Below are 19711 nucleotides of genomic sequence, written 5' to 3'. Positions count from 1 at the left end.
GCGGAGGCAACGCGTGGATCGTTCGCCGACGCCAAGGGTGCGCGCCCCGCTTCCCGGCCGGGAGTGGCGCTCACAGTGTCAAGGCCAGGTCTGAGTTAAGGGGCAGTCGCATTTTGATTCGGTTGAGGCAGATAAGGCAACCAGGCCTTTTCGGCAATTTGTTTTGCATACGCTTGGTTCAGCATTCGCTTAAGCTCCAGCCGTGGAACGTGACGCACCCTTACACCCCAACTTTCCTGCCATTTCAGTTGCGCGGTCAATAGAAACGGGTCCTCATGGTACCAACTTAAATAGAGCTCATAGTCCGGCGGTAATCCCCGGTGGCCGAATCGCGGCCCGCCCCAATACCCGGGCCCGCCTAAGAACATCTTGGCCACCCCCGGCCAGCCGGCGCGCACGCTCTCCTGGGAGATCATGTCGGGAGCAAAGGCGCTCCGCGGGTCAAAGAAGTTGACGCTATGCTTGGCATCGACCACATAGTGGAAGTCGAAATCGATAGACTCGAACTCGTCCTTGGCGATGGTCTGTTTGGTTTTCGATGCCCGCCGTATTTTCTCTGTGATTTCAAAGCTATCTAGCCATTTTATGACAAGCCCATTATTCACGTCAAACAGCACCCAGCGCCCCTTATCCGGCAAGAAAATTTCCAGCACGTTGTGGGTAGAGTACCTAAGCTGCCCCTCCTCCAGGAATACGCCGGTCAAGCTCACGTCCCGGGCGGGAAGATTAAAGCGATCCCTTATGAGCGCCTCAAAGAGCAGCAGCGTCGGGCCGCAGAACAATAACTTCGGGCCGCTGCTCTTAAAAAAATCGACCGTGAATTGCTCCCTGTTTTCATAAAAGTCTCGGTCATTACCATTGGTGACTACAAGATTTGCCGTCAAGAAATCAAACAACCTGAGTACGTTCGCTGAAATCGCCGCATCTCGGTCCAATACCAGAACCTTTAGCTTCGCAACCTCACTGAAGATCAGGTAATACTCCCCGGGCACATCGAAAGACACAAGGGTGTTTTCGCCAGCGGCCACGATACGCGGCGACCCGGGATTTACTTCAGGTCGATCAGGCGAAAATGTGGGCAGAAAAAATCCATGGTTTTTGACATTCCCAGGCAAGGACATCGACTCATGATTGTATAGGATCGGATACTTTTTTCCGCTAAAACCGAACGACCCGCCCCAATCTCCCCGCAATGCCGGTGGCGCGGAGGCATTGGCGGCTTTACTTCGATCGCTGACCGCATAGACTAAGAGCAATGCCGCGATAAGTAGTGCCGCGGCGATGACCGAGTGTCTTGCGGATAACCGGCCAGCGATCACTGTCATATCAATGATCTCTTTTGTTGCAAAACATCATTTTATTGAATCGCCAGGTGCGGCTCCGAGTCGAAATGTCGACTGCCCCGCCACGTCCGCGTCACTCGCAAGCCGTTCCGCCCGCCGTGGTTCAGGAGGACTGCCGGCGGGGCCGCTCTCTTGGCTACGACCGCCGCTACCCGAAGTCTGCACCGGCGCCAACGAGCGCACTCGCAGGTAGGGCCGGTCGGCGATAGTCACATAGTCGTTCGGCGCAACGCAAGCGCGCACCAAGGTTCCGGGCGTCAACCAGGCAGGCCGTTGCTCCAGGAACAACCCGCACCCATGCGCGAGGTTGTCCGACTCGCGACGAAAGGCGCTCACCATGGTCGCGCCGGGTCTTAACGCCCCGAAGCCTTCGGCGAACCAAAGCCCGTCCATGCCCGCCAGGAGCCGCTTCTGACTCACCACCAGCGGAAAAATCGTGCCCGCCTGCCCGTCCATCGCCAAGGCGAGCGTCGGCGACTCCCGGTCGAAGCGAGCGACCACTGGCTCCTCGCCCGCGGGGCAGGCCGGTGCCGTGACCGCCGGGAGCCGGGCAAAGTCCAGCAGCCCCGTGGCCGGCAATATCGAGAGCCCGACCAGCAGCGCACCGGCGGTAACGGCTACTGTGGGCGCACCCCGCGCCTGCCGCGGCGTCACCGCATTCCCCAATGCCGTTTGGCGCGGCCACAACAGCGCCGCGATCACCCGCAAACCCAAGGCCGCCAACAGCACCCGGACCCTGATCGAACCCGCGAATAATCGGACGCCACCGTCAGTAATGATCAGCGGCGCAGACGCTGCCTCACCGATAATCATGACCAGTAGCAACAGGCCGACCGGCGAGCGCCAATGGTACAGACACCAAGCCAACCCCAAGATTAACAACCCCTTAAGATACTGCCAAGAGTGGGGCGTCCAGGGAGCAAAGTCGAACAGGTATCTGGGGTAGTACGCGAGCGCGCGCAGGCATGCACCCAGAAATACGTCCGGCGCGCGACGGATGTTGGAGAGGGCCAAGGCGTAGACCGCTGTATAGGCGCTGCCCAGGTCCTTTACCGTAAAAGTCGCGCCGGGAGCGCGCTCCAAGTCTCCCTCCCCCCTCGTGGGTGTGGGCGGGGTGGGGGAACGGCCGGCGCCCGCCACTTTCATCTGGCGGGGTGGTGCGGGCGCCATGGCCGTTACCGGTGTCGCGTGTTCCAGCAGCGCTTCCCCGGGTCCCACCGATGAGGCTTGCGGGTTGCGGCTTGAGTCGGCAACCGTGTTGAATAACTCAGGGAAGTCTTGATAAGCCTGGGCCCAGCCCTTGCCGCCGACCGACAAGCCATAGAGGGTCAGCGAGAAATTGCCGAAAGAGGCGCCGGATTTTACGTGCAGCGACTGCGCCAGACCTTGCTGTAGGACGAATCCCGATGACAGCGCGAGGATGGCCATGCCGGTGGCGCTCCAGCGCCGCAGGCCCAACCGGGGGGCGACCAAGACGGTCCACAGCAAGACGGAGGGAAGGATCAGCATGGCCCCCGAGCGACTCACCTGGGCGATGCTCAACAGGGCGAGACCGGCCGCCAGCACGAACGGCCTAGCACGCTCGGAACCTTGGAGCAGCAGGGCCAAACCCGCGGCGCCGGCCGTGAGTCCAGCCACCTCGGTCATGGTCGTTCCCAGCGCATGTTCATTGGCATACGCCAACAGCAGCAGCGCGACCAGCGCACCCCCGATCAGGCCGGTAAGGCGTGCCGCCTGCAGGGCCAGAGCGGCCACCGCCAAGGCGATGACCAGCGCTTGGACCGCGTAGATCAGGTGCGGATGCCAGTTTGTCAGCCCCATCGCTGCGGCCAGAAAGGTGGTGTACGGCAATCGTTTTCCGCACCAGTCTGCGAGCTGCGTGAGGTCGCCCGTGCCGGCGATCTCGGCGGCGCAGCTCCAATAGCCGAGGGCGTCGCTGAATGGCAGGAGCCCGGCGGCCGAGAGTGAGACGGTACGCGCCGTCGCCCAATCGCGGAGCAACAGTAAGAGGGCGGCAGCGACGCAGGCGATCACAAAGGCGGCCGACCAGCCCCAGCCATCATCGAGCCGGAGGAAAACGATGCGAAAGTGCCGCGGGTCGCTCTGGCGCACGATCAGATAGACAGCGGCCACCGTGGCAATCAGGAACAGCCACCAGAGTGTGGGATGAACGCCCGCCTGCACGCGAATACGGTACTCGCGCCCGTTGGCTCGGGGGTCGGTGCCGTCCGAGGTGGACAGCAGCAGCGCCTTGCCCCAATGGGAATAAGCGCCACTGCCGACGCTATCGACGTCCTGGTGGAGACTGTGTGCCGGACCCAGGGGGCGGCCATCCTCGAACAACTCCAGCCGGGACTGTTGCTCGTGGCTATCGCCGACCGCGTCGCCGGGGACGCTGAATGGAGCGGCTGCCAGCGAGCCCAGCGCCATCTCGAATCCCTGACCGCCACGCGCCGTCAGCCGACCGGAATCGAGTCGCTTCTCGATCGTCGGGGCCGCGGCCGAGAGTCCGGCGATCGCCAGGGCGAGGGCCAGCGCCAAGGCCGACCACAGGGCCGCGGCGCGGCGTCCAGGCTCCAGTCGTTCAAGTAGCGGTGGCATCCAGTGGCCGGCAACTAGGGTCAAGCGGTTCAACCAAGCTGTCATCGCCCCCGCCCGTGGGTTTTTAGGACATGGCCACCTGGATGCATCCAGATCGCTACCCGCTCCCGGTCGCTATCGGACCGGGTTTCGGCAGCCCCCCCCGCCGCGGCTCAACGCGCCGGAGCGCCCGCGGCGTCGCCCGCCAACTTGGCCGCCAGCCGCGTGGGCTCCACATAACCGCCGATCATCTCGCCGGTTTCGGTGACGATGGCCGGGGTGCCGCGCACACCGAGCTTCTCCCCCAACGCCATCTCGGCATCCACCGGGTTGTCACAGGTTTTCTCCGCGATGGGCTTGCCGGCCTTGGCATCGGTCAAGGCGGTGCGGCGCGCCGCCGCGTCACCGGCGCACCAGACCGAGATTGCCTCCTTGTAGGCCGGGCTGCCCTTACCGGCGCGCGGAAAGAAGACATAGCGTACGCGGATACCCTCCTTGCCATAGTCCGCGATCTGGCTGTGGAGCTTGCGGCAATAACCACAGTCGATATCAGTAAAGACCGTGATCGTGTGTTTCGTCTCCCCCGGGGGATCGAAGATGACCATCTGGGACTCACCGAGGCCGTCCAACAGGCGCTTGCGCACGCCGTTCAAGCGCGGCTCGGTCAGGTCCTCCCGCTTGTTGAGGTCGACGATGCGGCCATCCACGTAGTAACGGCCATCGGCGGTGACATACATGATCTCGCTGCCGACCATCACCTCGTAGAGCCCCTTGATCGGGGACGGCTGGATACTGTCGATCTTGATGTCTGGGACGGCCTTGACCAGGGCCGCGCGGATGGTGGCGTCCTCGGGGGCAGCGGCAAAAAGGGCACCGGTGACGAGCATCAGGGTGGCGGCGGCGAGCGAGCGGCGAAAATACATAATGGTTTCTCGGTCTCAAGGAAGGGGTTGAATATGGGGGACGCGGCGACGCCGTGCCCGTGCCTTGGGATAGATGGGGGCGCTCAGTCCCGGAAGTTGCTGAATTTGAGCGGGAGCCCCCAGTCCTCGCCGCGCAACAGGGCGATGGCCTCCTGGAGGTCGTCGCGGTTCTTGCCGGCGATCCGGACCTGGTCGCCCTGAATCTGCGCCTGGACCTTGAGCTTGCTGCCCTTGACCCGCTTGACCATGGACTTGGCGGTGTCGCTATCCACCCCTTGCTTGAGCAACACCTCCTGACGCGCGGCGTTGAGCGTAATCGCCGGCGCCTGGGGGTCCAGGGCCTGGAGGTCGACCGCGCGCTTAACGAGCTTCTGGCGCAGGATGTCCATCATCTGTTGCAGTTGGAATTCCTGCTCGGCGACCAGCAAGACCTTACCGTCGACGAGCTCGAAGGTGGCCTTGACACCCTTGAAGTCGAAACGGGTGGAGGTCTCCCGATTGGCTTGATCGACCGCGTTGCGGACCTCTTGCAGGTCGGTCTCGGAGACGATGTCAAACGAGGGCATTGTAGTTAAGTCCTTACATCTATTTGATATCTAAACGCCGAACAAGGGCGCTGGCAAGCCGGATCGGGCATTTTCTCACGCCAAGGCGCCACGACGCCAAGAAAAAAGCGTTGCGCTCCCCCACCAGATAAACCGCCGGACGCTGATAACGCTCAATAACCTTGGCGTCTTGGCGTCTTGGCGTGAGACCTGTTCCTTGACCAAACTCACCCACGTGGATGGTGCCGCGCATGCAGTTGTTTCAACCGCTCCCGAGCAACGTGTGTATATATCTGGGTAGTCGACAGGCTGCTGTGTCCCAGCAGCATCTGCACCACGCGCAGGTCCGCCCCATGGTTCAACAAGTGGGTGGCAAAGGCGTGCCTCAGGGTGTGGGGCGACAGTGGCTTCACCACCCCGGCCTGGATGGCGTAACGCTTGATGAGCTGCCAAAAGGCCTGACGGGTCATGCAGTCGCTGCGGCTGGTCGGAAACAGGAAATCGCTGGTGCGCCCGCCCAGCAGGTCCTGGCGTGGCCCACGCACGAACCGCGCGAGCCAGTCCACGGCGTCCTCCCCGAGCGGCACCAGCCGCTCCTTGCTGCCCTTACCAGTGACGCGCACCACCCCCTGGGTCAGGCTCACCTGGCCGGAGGTGAGGGTTACCAGTTCGGTCACCCGCAGCCCCCCGGCATAGAGCACCTCGAGCATGGTGCGGTCGCGATGGCCGCGCGAGTCCGCGGGGTCCGGTGCCGCCAGCAGGGCCTCCACCTCCGCCTCGGTGAGGCTCTTGGGCAAGGGCCGGCCCAATTTGGGGGCATCCACCCGCGCGCTCGGGTCCTCCTGGAGCAGGCCCTGGCGCACCTGGTGCTGATAGAACTGGCGCAGGCACGACAGCAGGCGGGCCGCGGAACGCGGTTTGCGCCCCGCCACCGACAGGACCGCCAGATAATCGAGCAGGTCCAGGCGATCGGCCTGGAGCAGGCAGTGCCCGCGCTCACGCTCGATCCAGAGCGCGAAGGCGCGCAGATCCGACTGGTAGGCCGCCAGCGTGTTCTGACTCAAACCCCGCTCCATCCAGAGATTATCGGCAAAACCCTCGATCACCGCCCGGTCATCCGCCATCGCGCCCCCTTCAGCCTAAACTCGGAAATTGCCCACGCCAAGGCGCCAAGATCGCCAAGAACGACCATCGGGTTCAGTCGACCGCCACCCCCTCATGCCGCAGCAGCCAACGCTTGAACGCCAGCTTGCGCCCAGTGCTATCGCCGGCAAAACCGCCCAATCCAGTCTCCGCCACCACGCGGTGGCAAGGCACCACGATGGGACAGGGATTGGCCCGGCACGCCTGCCCCACGGCCCGCGGCGCGCTGCCCAGCTCGCGAGCCACATCCCGATAGGTGCGGGTCGCCCCCGCCGGGATGGCACGGATGGCCGCCCACACCCGCCGCTGAAAGGGTGTACCACCCAGTTCCAGGGGCAGATCAAAGACCGCAGTGCCGTCCGCAAAATAGGCCTCCAGTTGGCGCCTCAGCGTCGGCGGAGCCACATCGGCGCCGCCCGCCGCGGGTAACGGCTCCAGGTCCACCCCGGTCAGGGTCTCCCCCGTCCAGTGCAGACCGATGGGGCCCATGGGGGTAGCAAGCACGGTCTGTTGCATGTGGTATCTCGGTCGAAGCGTCGGCGACCGGTGCAGGGTAACGGAGAACCGCCGGCCTAGCAGGCTGTCGGACTTAGTGATGCAACCGATTGAATGCAAAGAGTTTCCTCTTTTGCGCCAAAAAGTCGTTTTCCTGTTTAATCAATCGGTTACGCCATCAAGTCCGACAGGCTGCTAGAAAGTGCCATGCGCAGGCGCCAACGCCAAGATCGCCAAGGCCACCACACCAGACCTCGGGCCGAGACGCAAAACCTGTGGATAACTCTGTGGACGAATACCCGCGCCCCCTCGGCAAGTCGCTCATTTCCGACCTCATTTTCTTTAGGGGCCGGACGCCTTCAGCGAAAAGTAAATAGCAATAACAATCGGTTACGGTAAAATGTCAAGCGCTTATCCGCTGCCGCCGCGCCGTTTTGTCAGACTTTTGCCGACGGCGGCGGGTGTGCACAAGCGGCCGGGCCGCAACGCCGGGCGGCGGGATTTGTCAAGTCCGGGATCTTCGCCGCCCCTTCAGTCCGTAGTCCCCAGGGGCGCGAACAGGGCCTGGAGGTCCGCCCCGTTGAAGCCCAGGTCCGGCTCCCCCGACGACTCCTGATAGACCCCGGCGGCCAGTGCGCGTTTGCGCTCCTGCATGGTCAGGATGCGCTCCTCCACCGTCTGCTCAGTCACCAGTTTGTAGACGAAGACCGGCTTGTCCTGGCCGATGCGATGCGCCCGATCCGCCGCCTGGGACTCGACCGCCGGGTTCCACCAGGGGTCGTAGAGGATCACGGTGTCCGCCTCGGTGAGATTGAGCCCGACGCCACCCGCCTTGAGGCTGATCAAGAACAGGCTCACCGCCCCCGAGCGAAAGGCGTCGATGGCCTCGTCGCGCTTGCGGGTCTGGCCGGTGAGCTTGGCATAGGGGATACCGCGGTCGTCCAGTTCGGTCTCGATCAGCGCGAGCATGCTGGTGAACTGGGAGAACAACAGGATGCGCCGGCCCTCCTCCAATTGCTCCGGCACCAGGTCCATCAGGAGCTCCAGCTTGGCGGACTCCTTGACCCGGGCGGCGGCCGGCAGCTTGAGCAGGCGCGGGTCGCAGCAGGTCTGGCGCAGCTTCAGCAGCGCATCCAGGATGGTGATATGGCTGCGCGCCAGGCCCTGGGCGGCGATGGCGTCGCGCACCCGCTTCTCCATGGAGAGCCGGATGCCCTCATAGAGCGCCGCCTGGGCCTCGCCCAGGGTGACGCTCTTGACGATCTCGGTCTTGGGCGGCAGTTCGGTCGCCACGTCCTGCTTGCGTCGACGCAGCATGAAGGGGGCCACCCGCCGGGCCAGGCGGGCGTGGCGCTCCTGGTCCCGGTGCTGCTCGATCGGGGTGCGCCAGTGGCGCTTGAAACTGGCCTGGTCGCCCAGGAAACCGGGCAGCAGAAAATCGAACTGGGTCCACAGCTCACCCAGATGGTTCTCCATCGGGGTGCCGGTGAGACACAGTCGATGGTCGGCCTGGAGTGCGCGCACCACCACCGCGGCCTGTGACTTGGGGTTCTTGACCGACTGGGCCTCGTCGAGGATCAGCGAGTGGAAGGATTGTTCCTGCAGGTGCTCCTGGTCGCGCGACAACAAGGGGTAGGTGGTCAGCACCAGGTCATAGTCCGGGATGCGCTCGAATGAGCCATGCCGATCGGACCCGTGTAGCACCAGGGTCCGCAGGCCCGGGGTGAAGCGCGCGGCCTCCCGTCGCCAGTTGCCCATCAGGCTGGTCGGGGCGACCACCAGGGCGGGTCGGTCGAGTCGCCCGGCCTCCTTTTCGAGCAGCAGGTGCGCCAAGGCCTGGATGGTCTTGCCGAGCCCCATGTCGTCCGCCAGGATACCGGCCAGGTCCCAGGCGCGCAGGAACTGGAGCCAGTCGAGCCCGCGCCGCTGGTAGGGACGCAGCTCGACGGTCAGCCCGGCGGGCGGGGCGACCGACTCGATGCCGGTGAAGTCCTTGAGGCGACGCGCCAGTTCGCGCAGCCGCTCGGCCCCGCGGATCGCGTAACCCTGGGCCTCCAGCTCGGCCAGCGCCGCCGCGTCGAAGCGCGAGATCCGCAACTGCCCGTCCGCCCCGGTCAGGGTCCGGTCGAAAAGCTCCCGCAGGATCGCGATGAAGGGCAGCAGACGCGTCGCCGGCAGATCGACATAGCGGTGGGCCGCCGTCGGGTCCGTCCCCGTGGGGTCCAGCGGCAGGCTGATGATCTGCGGCAATTCGGCATCGATCCCCAGCTCCAACAGGGGGGCGATAATCGGCAGCAGGGGGACGCGCCGCCCACCGAGATCCAGGTCGAAGCGCAGGCCGAACCAGTCGTTACCCCCGGCCGGCGTGTCGTCGTCCACCTCCAGGTCCCAGTCGGCCGTCTCGAAGCGCAGCCGGAAGCTCGGGGCGATGTCCACCCGCCAGCCGGCCGCCTCCAGGGCCGGCAGGCCATCGCGCAACAGTGCGGACCAGTGCCCGGCGCGCTCGATGGGGTTGGCGGCGGCGGGCAGCAGCCGGTGACCGCCCGGCTGCGGGCGACCGGGCTCGGCCGGGACGAAACCCAGCCCCTCCAGGGTGTCCAGGGCGGCCTGTTCCGCCGCCGGGTCGCGGTGGATGCGCACCGTCGCGCCGCCGGCGGCCAGTACGCTGTGCGACACCGCCGGCAGGCCGGGGACGCGATGACCGGCGTAGTCGAAATCCAGGCTCAACAGGTCGGTGTCGGTGTCGGCGAGCGGCTCGCAGATCAGGGTCAACCAGGGGACGGCCGGGGCCGCCGCGACCTCGGCCACCGTCACCGGCACCGGGGGCGGCAGGGGCAGTTGGGGGAACTCCAGCACCAGGGTCCGGGCGATGGCCTCCGCCTGGGTCGCACGCAGGCGCGGGGCGGCCAGGAGTTCGCGCAGTTGGGCAACGCCCAGGCCCTGGGTCTGCACCGCGCCCACCAGGTGCTCGGTGCCGTCCAGATACAACGGCGGGTCCAGCAGCAGCAGTCGGGCCGCCGGGGTCACGGCCAGCACCAGGCTCAGGAGCCCGTCGGCGCCCTCCCGCCAGACGATGTGGAGGTCGCGCGGCGCCCCCAACCCCAAGGGCGGTGCCTCACTGGCCTGCCAATGGCAGCGCCCGGTCTCGACCATCCGCAACAGGGCCAACTGGCCGTTCAGTCCGGCGAGCGGCACGCTGGTGATCCACTGACCGGCGGCGGCGGCGCGCAGGATGCCCAGGATGTCGTGGTCCACCGCAACCAGATAGTCAGGGGTGGAGAACCCGTGCAGCAGGTTATAGAGGTTCGCCAGGCGCCCCTTGGAGAGCCCGCCGCGTCGCAGTGGCTTGGCGACCCGCAGTTCCACCACGATCCCCTGGGTGTCGGTGGGGCTCGGCAAGAGCACATAGATCAGGCGATCCGCGTCCGCGAGCGTGGCCGGGGTCTGGCCGGCCGCGACCACCCGGGTGAGCCAGCGCTTGAGAAAGTCGGTGGCGGCGCTGCCGTCGGTGGGTTGGAACTGGCGCTCACGCTCCTCGAAGGCGAGACAGGCGGCGGCCACGTGCTTGCAGTTATAGCCCACCGGGCAGCCGCAGGAGCCAGTGATGTCACGCCGGTCGGGGTCCGCAGGGATGAAGATGGACTGGCGATAGACGCGCCCGCCACTGCCGCGCACCCGTGTCTGGAGGCTGATTCCGTCGCTGTCGCGCCGCTCCTCCGCCAGATCGATCACCATGCCTTGTCGGAAATAGCCTAAACCCCGGTTGAATGAACTCAGGTCGATCGCGTGGCGGATGTCGTCTCGGGTCAGGGGGCGGGGCATGGGGCTTAAGTAGATCAGGCGTCAAAAGCGACCGTCCATTGTCGCCTGTTCCGGGGCGCTTGCCCATGGGCGAAACAGAATGATTCGGCTTGGAACGGCGCCGCTTGGCCCCAGTTTTGAGCGCCTGAGCACAATCGGGTGTGCGACACCCATCCAGGTCGGCTACCGCCGACCGCCGACCAGCCACGAGAGACCAGCATGTCCGAACCATCGATCGCCGTCGTTACCGGGGCCTATCGTGGCCTGGGTCTGGAGACCAGCCGCCGGCTGGCGGACTTGGGCTACCGGGTCATCCTCACCGCCCGGCAGGAGGCGCAAGGCCAGGCCGCCGCCCAGTCCTTGGCGAATCAGGGACACGCGGTGTCGTTCCACGCGCTGGACGTGACCGATGAGTCGTCCATCCAGGCGCTGGCCGAGTTCATTCGCGGGCTGGGCCGGCTCGACGTCTTGGTCAACAATGCCGGCCTCTTCCTGGACCCCGGCCCGGGGACGCCCGGGGGCAGTATTTTTGAGGCCGAGGCGGAGACGGTACGTCGCTCCATCGAGACCAACACCCTAGCCCCCCTGCGACTCTGTCAGGTCCTGATCCCGCTGATGCAGGGCCGGGGGCGGGTGGTCAATGTCTCCTCCGGCATGGGCCAGTTACAGGAGATGAACGGGGGCTGCCCCGGATACCGGCTGTCCAAGGTCGCACTCAACGCCGTGACGCGCATCTTTGCCGACGAATTGCGCGACACCGGCGTCAAGATCAACTCAGTGTGCCCGGGTTGGGCCCGCACCGCGATGGGCGGCGCGGACGCACCGCTGTCGGTGGAAGAAGGGGCCGCGGGCATCGTCTGGGCCGCCACCCTACCGGAGGACGGCCCCAGCGGCGGCTTCTTCCGACACGGCCAGCCGATCCCCTGGTAACGGCCATCGCAGCAAACCAGCCGCCCCAGGAGACGAAAGGCGCCAGTGGAAGCGGCTTGAGCCGCGACGCGGCCACCGCTCAGTCGCGACCGGCCCGCGGTTGGATCATCTCCAGTTGAGCCCCCGACGGCAGGGAGCGGATCCAGGGACGCACCTTCGGGGGTAACTGCGCGACGGCTGCCTGGGCCTCCGCCCTGCTCTTATAGAGGCTGTGGATCAGCACGAACCAGGGGCGCCCCCGGCGGGTATCTTCATACACATAAACCCGGGCTGGCAGGTCCGGCCGAGCGGCCATTTCAAGGATCTTGTCCCGGTTGCGACCGCCGCTGAGTTGCAGGGCGAAGGGGCGGTCGGTGACGGTCAACTGGTGCATACCCGGCGGGGCCGGGGCCTGGGCCGCTTTCGGGGCCGGTTCCGGGGCGACTGGCTTGAGCGGCTGCGACGCGGTCGCCGGGGGCGGCGCGGCGCTCGACGCAGGCCCAGAGGGCGTCGCGGCGACGCCTGGTTGGAGGCTGCGTTGCAGCGCCGCCAGTGCGCTTTCCTGGCGGCGCTGCTCGGCCGCCAATTGGTCCAGCCGGGCGGCCAGGGCCGGGCCGTCCGCCGCACTACCCGAGACCTCACCCAGCGCGGCGGCGATGGCCGCCAACCGCTCCTGGAGCTCAGTATCCTGCCGCGCGACGCCGGACAACCGCTGCACGTCTTCACGCAGGGTTGCGACCTCAGCGGCGAGACCCGCCGCCGGTGTCCGCCAGTGCGCATACAGGGCGACCAGGCCGCTACCGGCCAGGGCCAGAAACAGCGCCACGAGCGTGACCCGACCGTGGCGGCTCAACCGGGCCTCGAGCTCCTCGCGGCCAGACTGCCACACCCGCTGCAATTGGGTATTGCTGAGGCGGCGGTCGTCATCCACGTCGGCGATCCGCTCCACCAGCGACTTTTCCTGGTCCCGCAAGCGCTCGCGCTGGGCCGCCACCTCGGCGGCCAGCGCCTCCAGGAACGCCGCCTGCTCGGCGAGGCGCTGGGACATTCCGCCTTGGCCGGACAGGGGCTCCCCCCCGGCCGCTTCCAGTGCGTGCAGGCGCTCTTCAAGCGATAAATCGGCTGCGAAGGGGTCCTCGCGGACTTCGGGTCTCCGGGGCTCGGCCATGGTCGTTCCTGCGCCATTCAGTGGTGGTTACCCATGATCCCGGATCTCTGCCGGGGTTGCAAATACTTGCGACGCCCGCGCGGTCAGGCGCCCTTGAGCCAGCGTCCGAGCAGATAGCTCAGGGTCGCCACGGTCGCACACAACCCCATGCCCCACAGGGTGTCGATCAGCACGATGTCGAGCGGCCAGTTGGGCAGGGTAGCCAGATTGGTCAGGTCATAGGTCATGTAGGTGAAGAGACCGAACAGCAGCCCGTTGCCCATCGCCCGCCAGAGAGAGCGCTGGGCCAGGGCCGGTGCCACCGCGAAATAGATGATCCCGACCACGAACAGCAGGTAGAACAGGATGGCGGGGGGCCAGTTGACGGTGGGGCTCAGGATGTATCCCAGCTTCTGCTGGTAGTAATCCCGGGAGACGAACCCGAGCCAGACCATATCGATGGCCAGAAAGATCGGGACGGTGAGTAGATAGAGCTTGAGATAGCCGACGGCTTTCATGTGATGTTCCTGGCGCGTGCCGCTGGGGTGGGTGGTGGGGACGCTCGCGGTGGCCGGCGCTACGGTCGCGGTCGCTCGGTGGTTCCGCGATGCGGTACACTAACGGCCCGGTGCGTGGCCCGCCGCAAGAGTTTACCTCAGGTCACGCCCGTCCGCCCTCGTAGCTCAGCTGGATAGAGCGATCGCCTCCTAAGCGATAGGTCGTGGGTTCAAATCCCGCCGAGGGCACCACATCGCCGGTTCAGACCGTCCCAGGAAGTACCGAAGCTCGCGTAACTGCGGGCTTTTTTGTTGCTCTGAGGACTCAGAACGTCTAAGGTAGTCCCATAAGAGCCCGGTGTATTCGGGGGTAACCGAGGGGGTTGCCCGGACACCGGCCCGGAGGGTTACCCCGTGCCCCTGACAGATGCCACCATCCGCGCCGCCAAGCCTACCGCCAAACCCTACAAACTAGCGGACGGCCGGGGGCTCTATCTATTGGTCAACCCAACCGGCGGCAAGTGGTGGCGCTTCAAGTACCGCCTGGCAGGCAAGGAAAAGCTCTTGTCGCTCGGGGTCTATCCCGACGTGAGCTTAAAGGCTGCACGGGACCTGCGAGAAGCCACCCGCGCGCAGCTTTCCGCAGGCATCGACCCCAGCGCAGTACGCAAGTCGCACAAGGCGTGCCAGGCCGGAAACGAAAACGGCTTTGAGCCCATCGCCCGTGAGTGGTTCGGGCGCAACTCGCCGACGTGGGCACCGGCCCATGCCGATAAGATCATCCGACGGTTCGAGGTAGACGTGTTCCCCTGGATCGGCGCCCGGCCGATTGGTGAGATTACCGCCCCCGCCCTGCTGGCCGTGGTCCGGCGCATTGAGGCCCGCGGAGCTCTGGAAACCGCCCATCGCGCCTTGCAGTCCTGTGGGCAGGTATTCCGCTACGCGGTCGCCACCGGCCGGGCGGAGCGCGACCCCACCGGGGACCTGCGGGGAGCCCTTACCCCCATGACGAAAGGCCACTTTGCCGCAGTCACTGAGCCCGCCAAGGTCGGGGACCTGCTGCGCGCCCTGGACGGCTACAGCGGCACGCTGCCCGTGTTCTGCGCCCTGCGGTTAGCCCCCCTGGTGTTCGTGCGACCGGGCGAGCTGCGCACGGCCAGATGGACAGACTTCGACTTGGACGCGGGCGAATGGCGGTATGTGGCATCCAAGAAGAAGAATCCGCACATCGTCCCGCTATCCTCCCAGGCGGTTGCGATCCTGCGCGAACTGCACCCCCTGACCGGCCGGGGTGAGTTCGTGTTCCCGAGCGCCCGCACGGCTGGCCGACCGATGAGTGATAACGCCGTCCTGGCGGCCCTTCGGCGCTTGGGGATCGGCAAGGACGAGATGAGTGGACACGGCTTCCGGGCCATGGCGCGGACCATCTTGGATGAGGTCTTGGGCTACCGCCCCGAGTGGATAGAGCAACAACTTGCCCATGCCGTGCGTGACCCGCTGGGCAGGGCCTACAACCGCACCGCCCATCTGGAGGGACGCCGGGCGATGATGCAAAGCTGGAGTGACTACCTGGACCGGCTGAAGAACGGCGCCGACGTGGTGCAACTGCGCAAGGTGGCCGCGTGATTGTGCTGACCAACTTGACCCCATTAATTGGGAAAGGTTGGGCCTCAACTGTGACCCGCTGGTACACTAAGAAACAGTCGGGGAAAATAGGTGACCCCCTTGAAGCTTGCAGGCTTCAAGGGGGTCGGGTTCCCGATCATGGCTCGGGTGGGCGCCTTCGCAAGTGCGCATCCGGGGGAACTGCCGGTTGCGGCTGAATTTGGTTGTCCGCTGATAGCGATTGCTAAAGTTCAGTATGGGACATTTCGGGACAGTCTGACAACCTTTGGTTACTATCTTTGGTTGTCGGCGTGTACAGTCCCGAATGCCCAGCCGTACCCGGCGCACACTCTTTGAGATATGCGCCACGATGAAAACCATCCCCAGCACCACCGCCCCCACCCCTGCGGTCCTGGCCCTTCGCCCTGAGGTCGAAGCCCGCGTCAAAAAGTCCCGTACCGGGATCTATCGCGCGATCAAAGACGAGGGCTTTCCGGCACCTATCCAGATCGGCAAGCGCCGCGTCGCATGGCGCCTTGACGAGGTGGACGCCTGGATTGCAGCGCGCCCCGTCGGTGTGCGGACCTGCAACGCCAACGCCCCCGCCGTTGCGGCTTAGGGGTGACACATGGAAACTTACAGCAAGACCCCCGGCACCGCCGGGACGGGTGAACTCGCCCAAAATCCAGACCCCACACAAACGAAAGCCGCGGGGGCGACCGCGGCAATCGAGGGGCAAGGAAATAATCAGCAAGGCGATTATACACCGACGACGGTCCCCCTACCTGAACCCGCCGCCGCCACCATCGCGCGCCCTGCCCGCGCACCCACCCCGCGAACCATCAAGGCCGCCATCGACCCGTTTGCGTTTTACGCGCGGGAGATCGAGCACGCCCCCACCCTTAAGGTCAACGACAAGGGATGGTCGCAGCTTTTCCCGTGCCCCCTGCATACCGACCATGACGGTTCTTTTGCCGTGAGTGCCAGGACCGGCGCCTATCACTGCTTTGGCTGCGGGGCCCAGGGCGGGAGCGTGATTGATTTTGCGATGGCCTATGACCGCTTGGACCTGGACCAAGCCCGTGCGGCACTGTCCGAGCGTTATGGCGTCCAGTGCGAGCCGTCCCCCGCCAAGTCCCGCTCCAGGGCCACCGAGCCAACGGCACCGGCCCCGGAGTCCACCCCCGCGGTACTGGCGCCGATACCGGCTGAGGCGCTGGCGATGCGCCCAACCACGGCCGGCAAGCTCGGTGAGCCGTCCGCTACCTGGGAGTACCGCGACGCCGACGGGCGGCCCGTGGCCTATGTCCTGCGGTTCGACCGCCCCGAAGGCGGTAAGGAGTTCCGGCCCCAAACCTGGGACGGCACCCGCTGGAACTGGAAGGCTCCCGCCGTGCCCCGCCCGCTCTACCATCTGGACCTGCTGGCGGCCCGGCCCGATGCCCCGGTGCTGGTCTGCGAGGGCGAAAAGGCCGCCGATGCCGCAGCCGTGTTGATGCCTGACTGGGTAACCTGCACCACGTCGAACGGGTCGCAGAGCCCGGGTAAGTCGGACCTGTCTCCCCTGGCCGGTCGGCACGTCCGCATCTGGCCCGACCACGACGAGCCCGGGGCAACGTATGCCCGCACGGTGCGGGAGCTGGCCCTTGCTGCCGGCGCTGTCTCGGTCGATGTCCTGGACCTGGCCAGCCTGGCGGTTGACCCAGGCACCGGAGAGCCCCACGAACTGCCCAAGGGTTGGGACGCAGCCGACGCGGTAGATGACAGTTGGTCCGCTGAGTTGGTGGAGGCCGAAGCGCGCTGGATTGGAGATCCCGAGACAGGCCCCGCCGCATCCCTTGATGACATCATCCCGGACGACCAAGAGGCCAACCCCGCGAAGATCGTAGCCCCCGCCGGGTGGAGCTTGACCAAGAGCAAGGTATTTCAGGTCAAGGAGAAGGACAAGGACAACGAATACATCCCCATCTGCGGGGCACTGTGGATTATCGGACGGACCACCGGCCCCCATGGCGATTGGGGGCTGATGCTCGCCTTCAAGGACCACGACAAACAGGAGCGGCGCGCGGCAATACCGGCTAGCCGACTGCATGAGGACGCTACCGCACTCGCTCGGGAATTGGCGACCCAAGGCTTGCGGGTAGTCCCTGGCAAAGAAAAGCGGATGCTCGAATACTTGGACGCCTGGGAGGTCGATAACCGCATCCTTTCTGCAAAGCGGCTTGGATGGTTGGAAGATAAGACCGGAGCCTTATCGTTCGTTATGCCTGATCGGGTAATAGCACGCGACGGGACAAAAGAGGTTGTATTTCAGCCCGAACGGTTCTCACCCACCATCAAGACCGTCCATTCCTGCGGATCGATTGCTGAGTGGAATACCCACGTTGCGGCATCTGTCTGCGAGCACCCGGCTATGCTGTTCGCGCTGTGCGCTGGACTGGCGCCCGCGTTCCTGGCCTTCGCTGAGGCCGCCGACAGCTTCATCATTCACTTTTGGGGTAAGACTTCCCGCGGCAAGACCACGCTCGGACAGGTGGCCGCGTCACCATGGGGCTGTGCTGCCGATCCGAACGACGCACCGAGCCTGACCTTTGTTCGGCGCTGGAACCTGACCGGCAACGGACTTGAGGGACTGGCCGAGGCGCACAGTGATATGCCCTTGGTGCTCGATGAGCTGGGGGCGCACACGGGCGGGGACATTCGTCCGCTGATCTACCAGCTATCTGGAGGGCAGGGAAAGACCGCTCTGAATAGCGCCCGCGAAATGAAAGAGCCGCGCGCCTGGCGGACCATCGCCATATCGACCGGCGAGCTATCCATTCACGCCCGCATGAGCGACCCGGACGGGGACGGAATACACACCCGCACGGTAAAGGGCGGGTTGACGCATCGCGCCCTCGATGTGGAGTTGACCGACATTGCCAAGGGGGCGCCAGAGGCCGACCGGGAGGCGGTTGTGTCTGGCATCAAGACGGCTTGCGCTCGCTATTACGGGACGGCTGGACCTGAGCTTATTCGGGTGATGATTGAGCGCTTCGGATCGGCTGCCGAGGTCCGCGCTTACGCACGGGATCAGGTCAAGGCCATTATGCCGACACTCACCAATGAGGCCCTACCGATTGAGACTGCGCGCGCCGTCCGGCGCTTCGCCCTTATTTGCCTTGCAGGCGAGTTTGCAGCCGACCACGGGTTAATCCCTACCACCGCCGAAAATGTACGGGAAGCGACCCGCGCAGTCGTGAGCACCTGGCTCGTAGCAGGCGCCGAAACCGACGATTTGCGCATCATCGCCAGCGTTCGCGGTTTCATTCAGAAGCATGAGGCCCGGTTTCAGCCGACGCTGGAGCCGGAGCCGGTGCCTAACCGTGCAGGGTGGCGGAGCAAGGCCGAGGACCTTTGGATGTTCACCGACGCCGGACTGACCGAAGCCGCGCCCGGCAACGATAAGACCGCGGTTGCGCGGGTTTTACGGGCGGCTGGATACCTGTTCTGCAATGACGATGCAAAGACCGGATCGCTTAAGGCACGACTCAGCACCGGAGGCGCAGAGGGTCGCCAGCGGCTATACGCCGTTCGCGGGGACATCCTGGACGAAAAAAAAGCTGGCTGTCTCTCTAAAACGCCTGGACAACCTGGACAGCCTGGACAAACCCGCGCCGTTGCTGGCTCTGAGCCTGTCCAGGTAGACGAAATGCAACCTGGACAGCCTGGACAGGACACCTGGACAGGGCAGGAAAAGCCGCCCGTTTATTCCGGTTGTGTCCAGGCTGTCCAGGTAGGGCATAGGGCACCTGGACAGGCACAAACCCGCGTGGTTGCTAGCTCTGTCCAGGGTGTCCAGGGTGTCCAGGCAAAAAACAGAGACAGCCAACTTTTCGAGACGGAAACCGCCTATGCGGAGGTGGACCTGTGACCCCTGCCAAAGAAACCGCCGCCCGCCACCTGTGGAGCGCGATCCGGGAAGTGGCCGACCGGGGTGCATCGCCACGCCCGCGGGGTGTCTCAGCGAACACGGCAGACATCATCAAGAACGGCGGGGCGATGGTGCATGTTGTGGACGACCTGCTTTATGCCCTCGACATCGGTCACGTCGGGTGCAGGGACTTGGCGCTGCTGGCCCAAATCCCTGTCCATACCCTGTACTGGCGCCCGAGCGCATCCGCACGCAACACATGGGGCGGGGACGGACTGACCGCGGTACAGGTAGCCGTCCTGCTGGTCTACGCCGAGCGCTGGGCACTGCCTGTTGATCCTGAGCCGCTGGTGTTGGCCGCGCTGCCAGCACTGCGAGCCAAGAAGCTACTCACCCATCCCGAGCTGGCCGTCCTGTGGTGGGCCAAGGAGCGGCACCGCAACGACATCAAGCGATTCCCTGACGTGGACCTGGCCGATTGCGCTGGAAGCGTTGAGTTACCCACCGGCTACCGCGCGTGCGCGGGCGCTTGGGGGTTGGTCATTGCATCACCCAAGACCGGCAAGCGGCCCTGGCGGTTTGAAGTCGAGCTTTCCGGCGCCCTGACGCCGCGGCCCGGGGTGAAATCGTGAACGCCGCCGCCGTGCTGGACGCCGCGCGCAAGTCCGGCTTAGGCGATTTCCATATAATAGTTTCCCTGCTAGAATAGCAATGTTCCCAACAGATCGACCCACCAAGTGCATCTATGTTATCCGAGACCGAAACGGTTGTGCTGCCTTTGCTTCCCACGCAAATCGAAGACCTGAGATT

The 19711-nt window shown here is 65.3% G+C and carries 15 protein-coding genes, 1 tRNA gene and 1 pseudogene; 7 read left to right on the top strand and 10 right to left on the bottom strand.

The features are described 5' to 3' along the window. Positions 1-95: 95 nt before the first annotated feature. The 8 genes from QZX93_RS12950 to QZX93_RS12915 all read right to left on the bottom strand — a co-directional run bounded on the left by QZX93_RS12950 (position 96) and on the right by QZX93_RS12915 (position 10851). Positions 96-1325 (bottom strand): hypothetical protein, encoded by a 1230-nt coding sequence (locus QZX93_RS12950; protein ID WP_295392836.1) that lies wholly within the window; start codon positions 1323-1325, stop codon positions 96-98. A 27-nt stretch (positions 1326-1352) separates the two neighbouring features. Continuing rightward, complete coding sequence (locus QZX93_RS12945; protein WP_295392837.1) at positions 1353-3944, bottom strand: hypothetical protein; 2592 nt, start codon at positions 3942-3944, stop codon at positions 1353-1355. A 152-nt stretch (positions 3945-4096) separates the two neighbouring features. Continuing rightward, a complete protein-coding gene (locus QZX93_RS12940) occupies positions 4097-4846 on the bottom strand; it encodes a DsbC family protein (protein ID WP_295392838.1) in 750 nt (249 codons plus the stop codon). Between the two features lie 83 nt (positions 4847-4929). Beyond that, positions 4930-5412 carry a YajQ family cyclic di-GMP-binding protein gene (locus QZX93_RS12935; RefSeq protein ID WP_295392839.1) on the bottom strand — a complete coding sequence of 161 codons (483 nt, stop codon included), beginning with the start codon at positions 5410-5412 and terminating at the stop codon, positions 4930-4932. 19 nt (positions 5413-5431) lie between these two features. Further along, the gene (locus QZX93_RS12930; RefSeq protein WP_295392840.1) at positions 5432-5644 is read right to left on the bottom strand and encodes a hypothetical protein; all 213 of its coding nucleotides are present in this window, start codon (positions 5642-5644) and stop codon (positions 5432-5434) included. Further along, a complete protein-coding gene (xerD, locus tag QZX93_RS12925) occupies positions 5619-6515 on the bottom strand; it encodes a site-specific tyrosine recombinase XerD (protein WP_295392841.1) in 897 nt (298 codons plus the stop codon). Before xerD ends, QZX93_RS12930 begins: the two co-directional genes overlap by 26 nt. A gap of 73 nt (positions 6516-6588) precedes the next feature. Further along, positions 6589-7050 carry a methylated-DNA--[protein]-cysteine S-methyltransferase gene (locus tag QZX93_RS12920; protein ID WP_295392842.1) on the bottom strand — a complete coding sequence of 154 codons (462 nt, stop codon included), beginning with the start codon at positions 7048-7050 and terminating at the stop codon, positions 6589-6591. Positions 7051-7560: 510 nt separating this feature from the next. Beyond that, positions 7561-10851, bottom strand: a complete 3291-nt coding sequence (locus QZX93_RS12915; RefSeq protein ID WP_295392843.1) for a DEAD/DEAH box helicase — start codon at positions 10849-10851, stop codon at positions 7561-7563. 198 nt (positions 10852-11049) lie between these two features. On the opposite strand from QZX93_RS12915, the gene QZX93_RS12910 reads away from it, so the two are divergent. Then, positions 11050-11760: an SDR family NAD(P)-dependent oxidoreductase gene (locus QZX93_RS12910; protein WP_295392844.1), complete on the top strand. Its 711-nt coding sequence runs from the start codon at positions 11050-11052 to the stop codon at positions 11758-11760. Between the two features lie 79 nt (positions 11761-11839). Here QZX93_RS12910 and QZX93_RS12905 read toward each other — a convergent pair whose 3' ends face one another. Further along, entirely contained in the window at positions 11840-12907 is a 1068-nt protein-coding gene (locus tag QZX93_RS12905; RefSeq protein WP_295392845.1) for an SPOR domain-containing protein, read from the bottom strand. An 83-nt stretch (positions 12908-12990) separates the two neighbouring features. Further along, entirely contained in the window at positions 12991-13404 is a 414-nt protein-coding gene (locus tag QZX93_RS12900; RefSeq protein WP_295392846.1) for a DUF2177 family protein, read from the bottom strand. A gap of 154 nt (positions 13405-13558) precedes the next feature. Here QZX93_RS12900 and QZX93_RS12895 point away from each other — a divergent pair. The 6 genes and pseudogenes from QZX93_RS12895 (at position 13559) to QZX93_RS12875 (ending at position 19533) form a co-directional block, all read left to right on the top strand. Then, positions 13559-13635, top strand: a tRNA-Arg gene (locus tag QZX93_RS12895). Positions 13636-13797: 162 nt separating this feature from the next. Further along, positions 13798-15009 carry an integrase arm-type DNA-binding domain-containing protein gene (locus QZX93_RS12890; RefSeq protein ID WP_295392847.1) on the top strand — a complete coding sequence of 404 codons (1212 nt, stop codon included), beginning with the start codon at positions 13798-13800 and terminating at the stop codon, positions 15007-15009. A gap of 349 nt (positions 15010-15358) precedes the next feature. Further along, positions 15359-15607, top strand: coding sequence for an AlpA family phage regulatory protein (locus tag QZX93_RS12885; RefSeq protein ID WP_295392848.1), 249 nt, complete (start codon positions 15359-15361; stop codon positions 15605-15607). A gap of 9 nt (positions 15608-15616) precedes the next feature. Further along, a pseudogene (locus QZX93_RS27365) lies at positions 15617-16096 on the top strand (CHC2 zinc finger domain-containing protein); the annotation flags it as partial. Between the two features lie 114 nt (positions 16097-16210). Then, the gene (locus tag QZX93_RS12880) at positions 16211-18901 is read left to right on the top strand and encodes a DUF927 domain-containing protein (protein ID WP_295394647.1); all 2691 of its coding nucleotides are present in this window, start codon (positions 16211-16213) and stop codon (positions 18899-18901) included. Beyond that, entirely contained in the window at positions 18898-19533 is a 636-nt protein-coding gene (locus QZX93_RS12875) for a hypothetical protein (RefSeq protein ID WP_295388572.1), read from the top strand. The genes QZX93_RS12880 and QZX93_RS12875 overlap by 4 nt, the downstream gene beginning before the upstream one ends. Positions 19534-19711: the final 178 nt, after the last annotated feature.

Source organism: uncultured Thiodictyon sp., from assembly GCF_903946935.1.
Taxonomy (GTDB): Bacteria; Pseudomonadota; Gammaproteobacteria; order Chromatiales; family Chromatiaceae; genus Thiodictyon.
The sequence above is the reverse complement of the archived record's forward strand: the minus strand, read 5'-3'. Positions and strand labels throughout refer to the sequence as shown.

Excerpts from the sequence above, each read along its gene's own strand:
- QZX93_RS12905 (WP_295392845.1), bottom strand. The coding sequence starts at position 12,907 with ATGGCCGAGCCCCGGAGACCCGAAGTCCGCGAGGACCCCTTCGCAGCC.
- QZX93_RS12945 (WP_295392837.1), bottom strand. The coding sequence starts at position 3,944 with ATGCCACCGCTACTTGAACGACTGGAGCCTGGACGCCGCGCCGCGGCC.
- QZX93_RS12880 (WP_295394647.1), top strand. The coding sequence starts at position 16,211 with ATGCGCCCAACCACGGCCGGCAAGCTCGGTGAGCCGTCCGCTACCTGG.
- QZX93_RS12935 (WP_295392839.1), bottom strand. The coding sequence starts at position 5,412 with ATGCCCTCGTTTGACATCGTCTCCGAGACCGACCTGCAAGAGGTCCGC.
- xerD (WP_295392841.1), bottom strand. The coding sequence starts at position 6,515 with ATGGCGGATGACCGGGCGGTGATCGAGGGTTTTGCCGATAATCTCTGG.
- QZX93_RS12900 (WP_295392846.1), bottom strand. The coding sequence starts at position 13,404 with ATGAAAGCCGTCGGCTATCTCAAGCTCTATCTACTCACCGTCCCGATC.
- QZX93_RS12885 (WP_295392848.1), top strand. The coding sequence starts at position 15,359 with ATGAAAACCATCCCCAGCACCACCGCCCCCACCCCTGCGGTCCTGGCC.
- QZX93_RS12950 (WP_295392836.1), bottom strand. The coding sequence starts at position 1,325 with ATGACAGTGATCGCTGGCCGGTTATCCGCAAGACACTCGGTCATCGCC.
- QZX93_RS12930 (WP_295392840.1), bottom strand. The coding sequence starts at position 5,644 with ATGCGCGGCACCATCCACGTGGGTGAGTTTGGTCAAGGAACAGGTCTC.
- QZX93_RS12940 (WP_295392838.1), bottom strand. The coding sequence starts at position 4,846 with ATGTATTTTCGCCGCTCGCTCGCCGCCGCCACCCTGATGCTCGTCACC.
- QZX93_RS12910 (WP_295392844.1), top strand. The coding sequence starts at position 11,050 with ATGTCCGAACCATCGATCGCCGTCGTTACCGGGGCCTATCGTGGCCTG.
- QZX93_RS12915 (WP_295392843.1), bottom strand. The coding sequence starts at position 10,851 with ATGCCCCGCCCCCTGACCCGAGACGACATCCGCCACGCGATCGACCTG.
- QZX93_RS12920 (WP_295392842.1), bottom strand. The coding sequence starts at position 7,050 with ATGCAACAGACCGTGCTTGCTACCCCCATGGGCCCCATCGGTCTGCAC.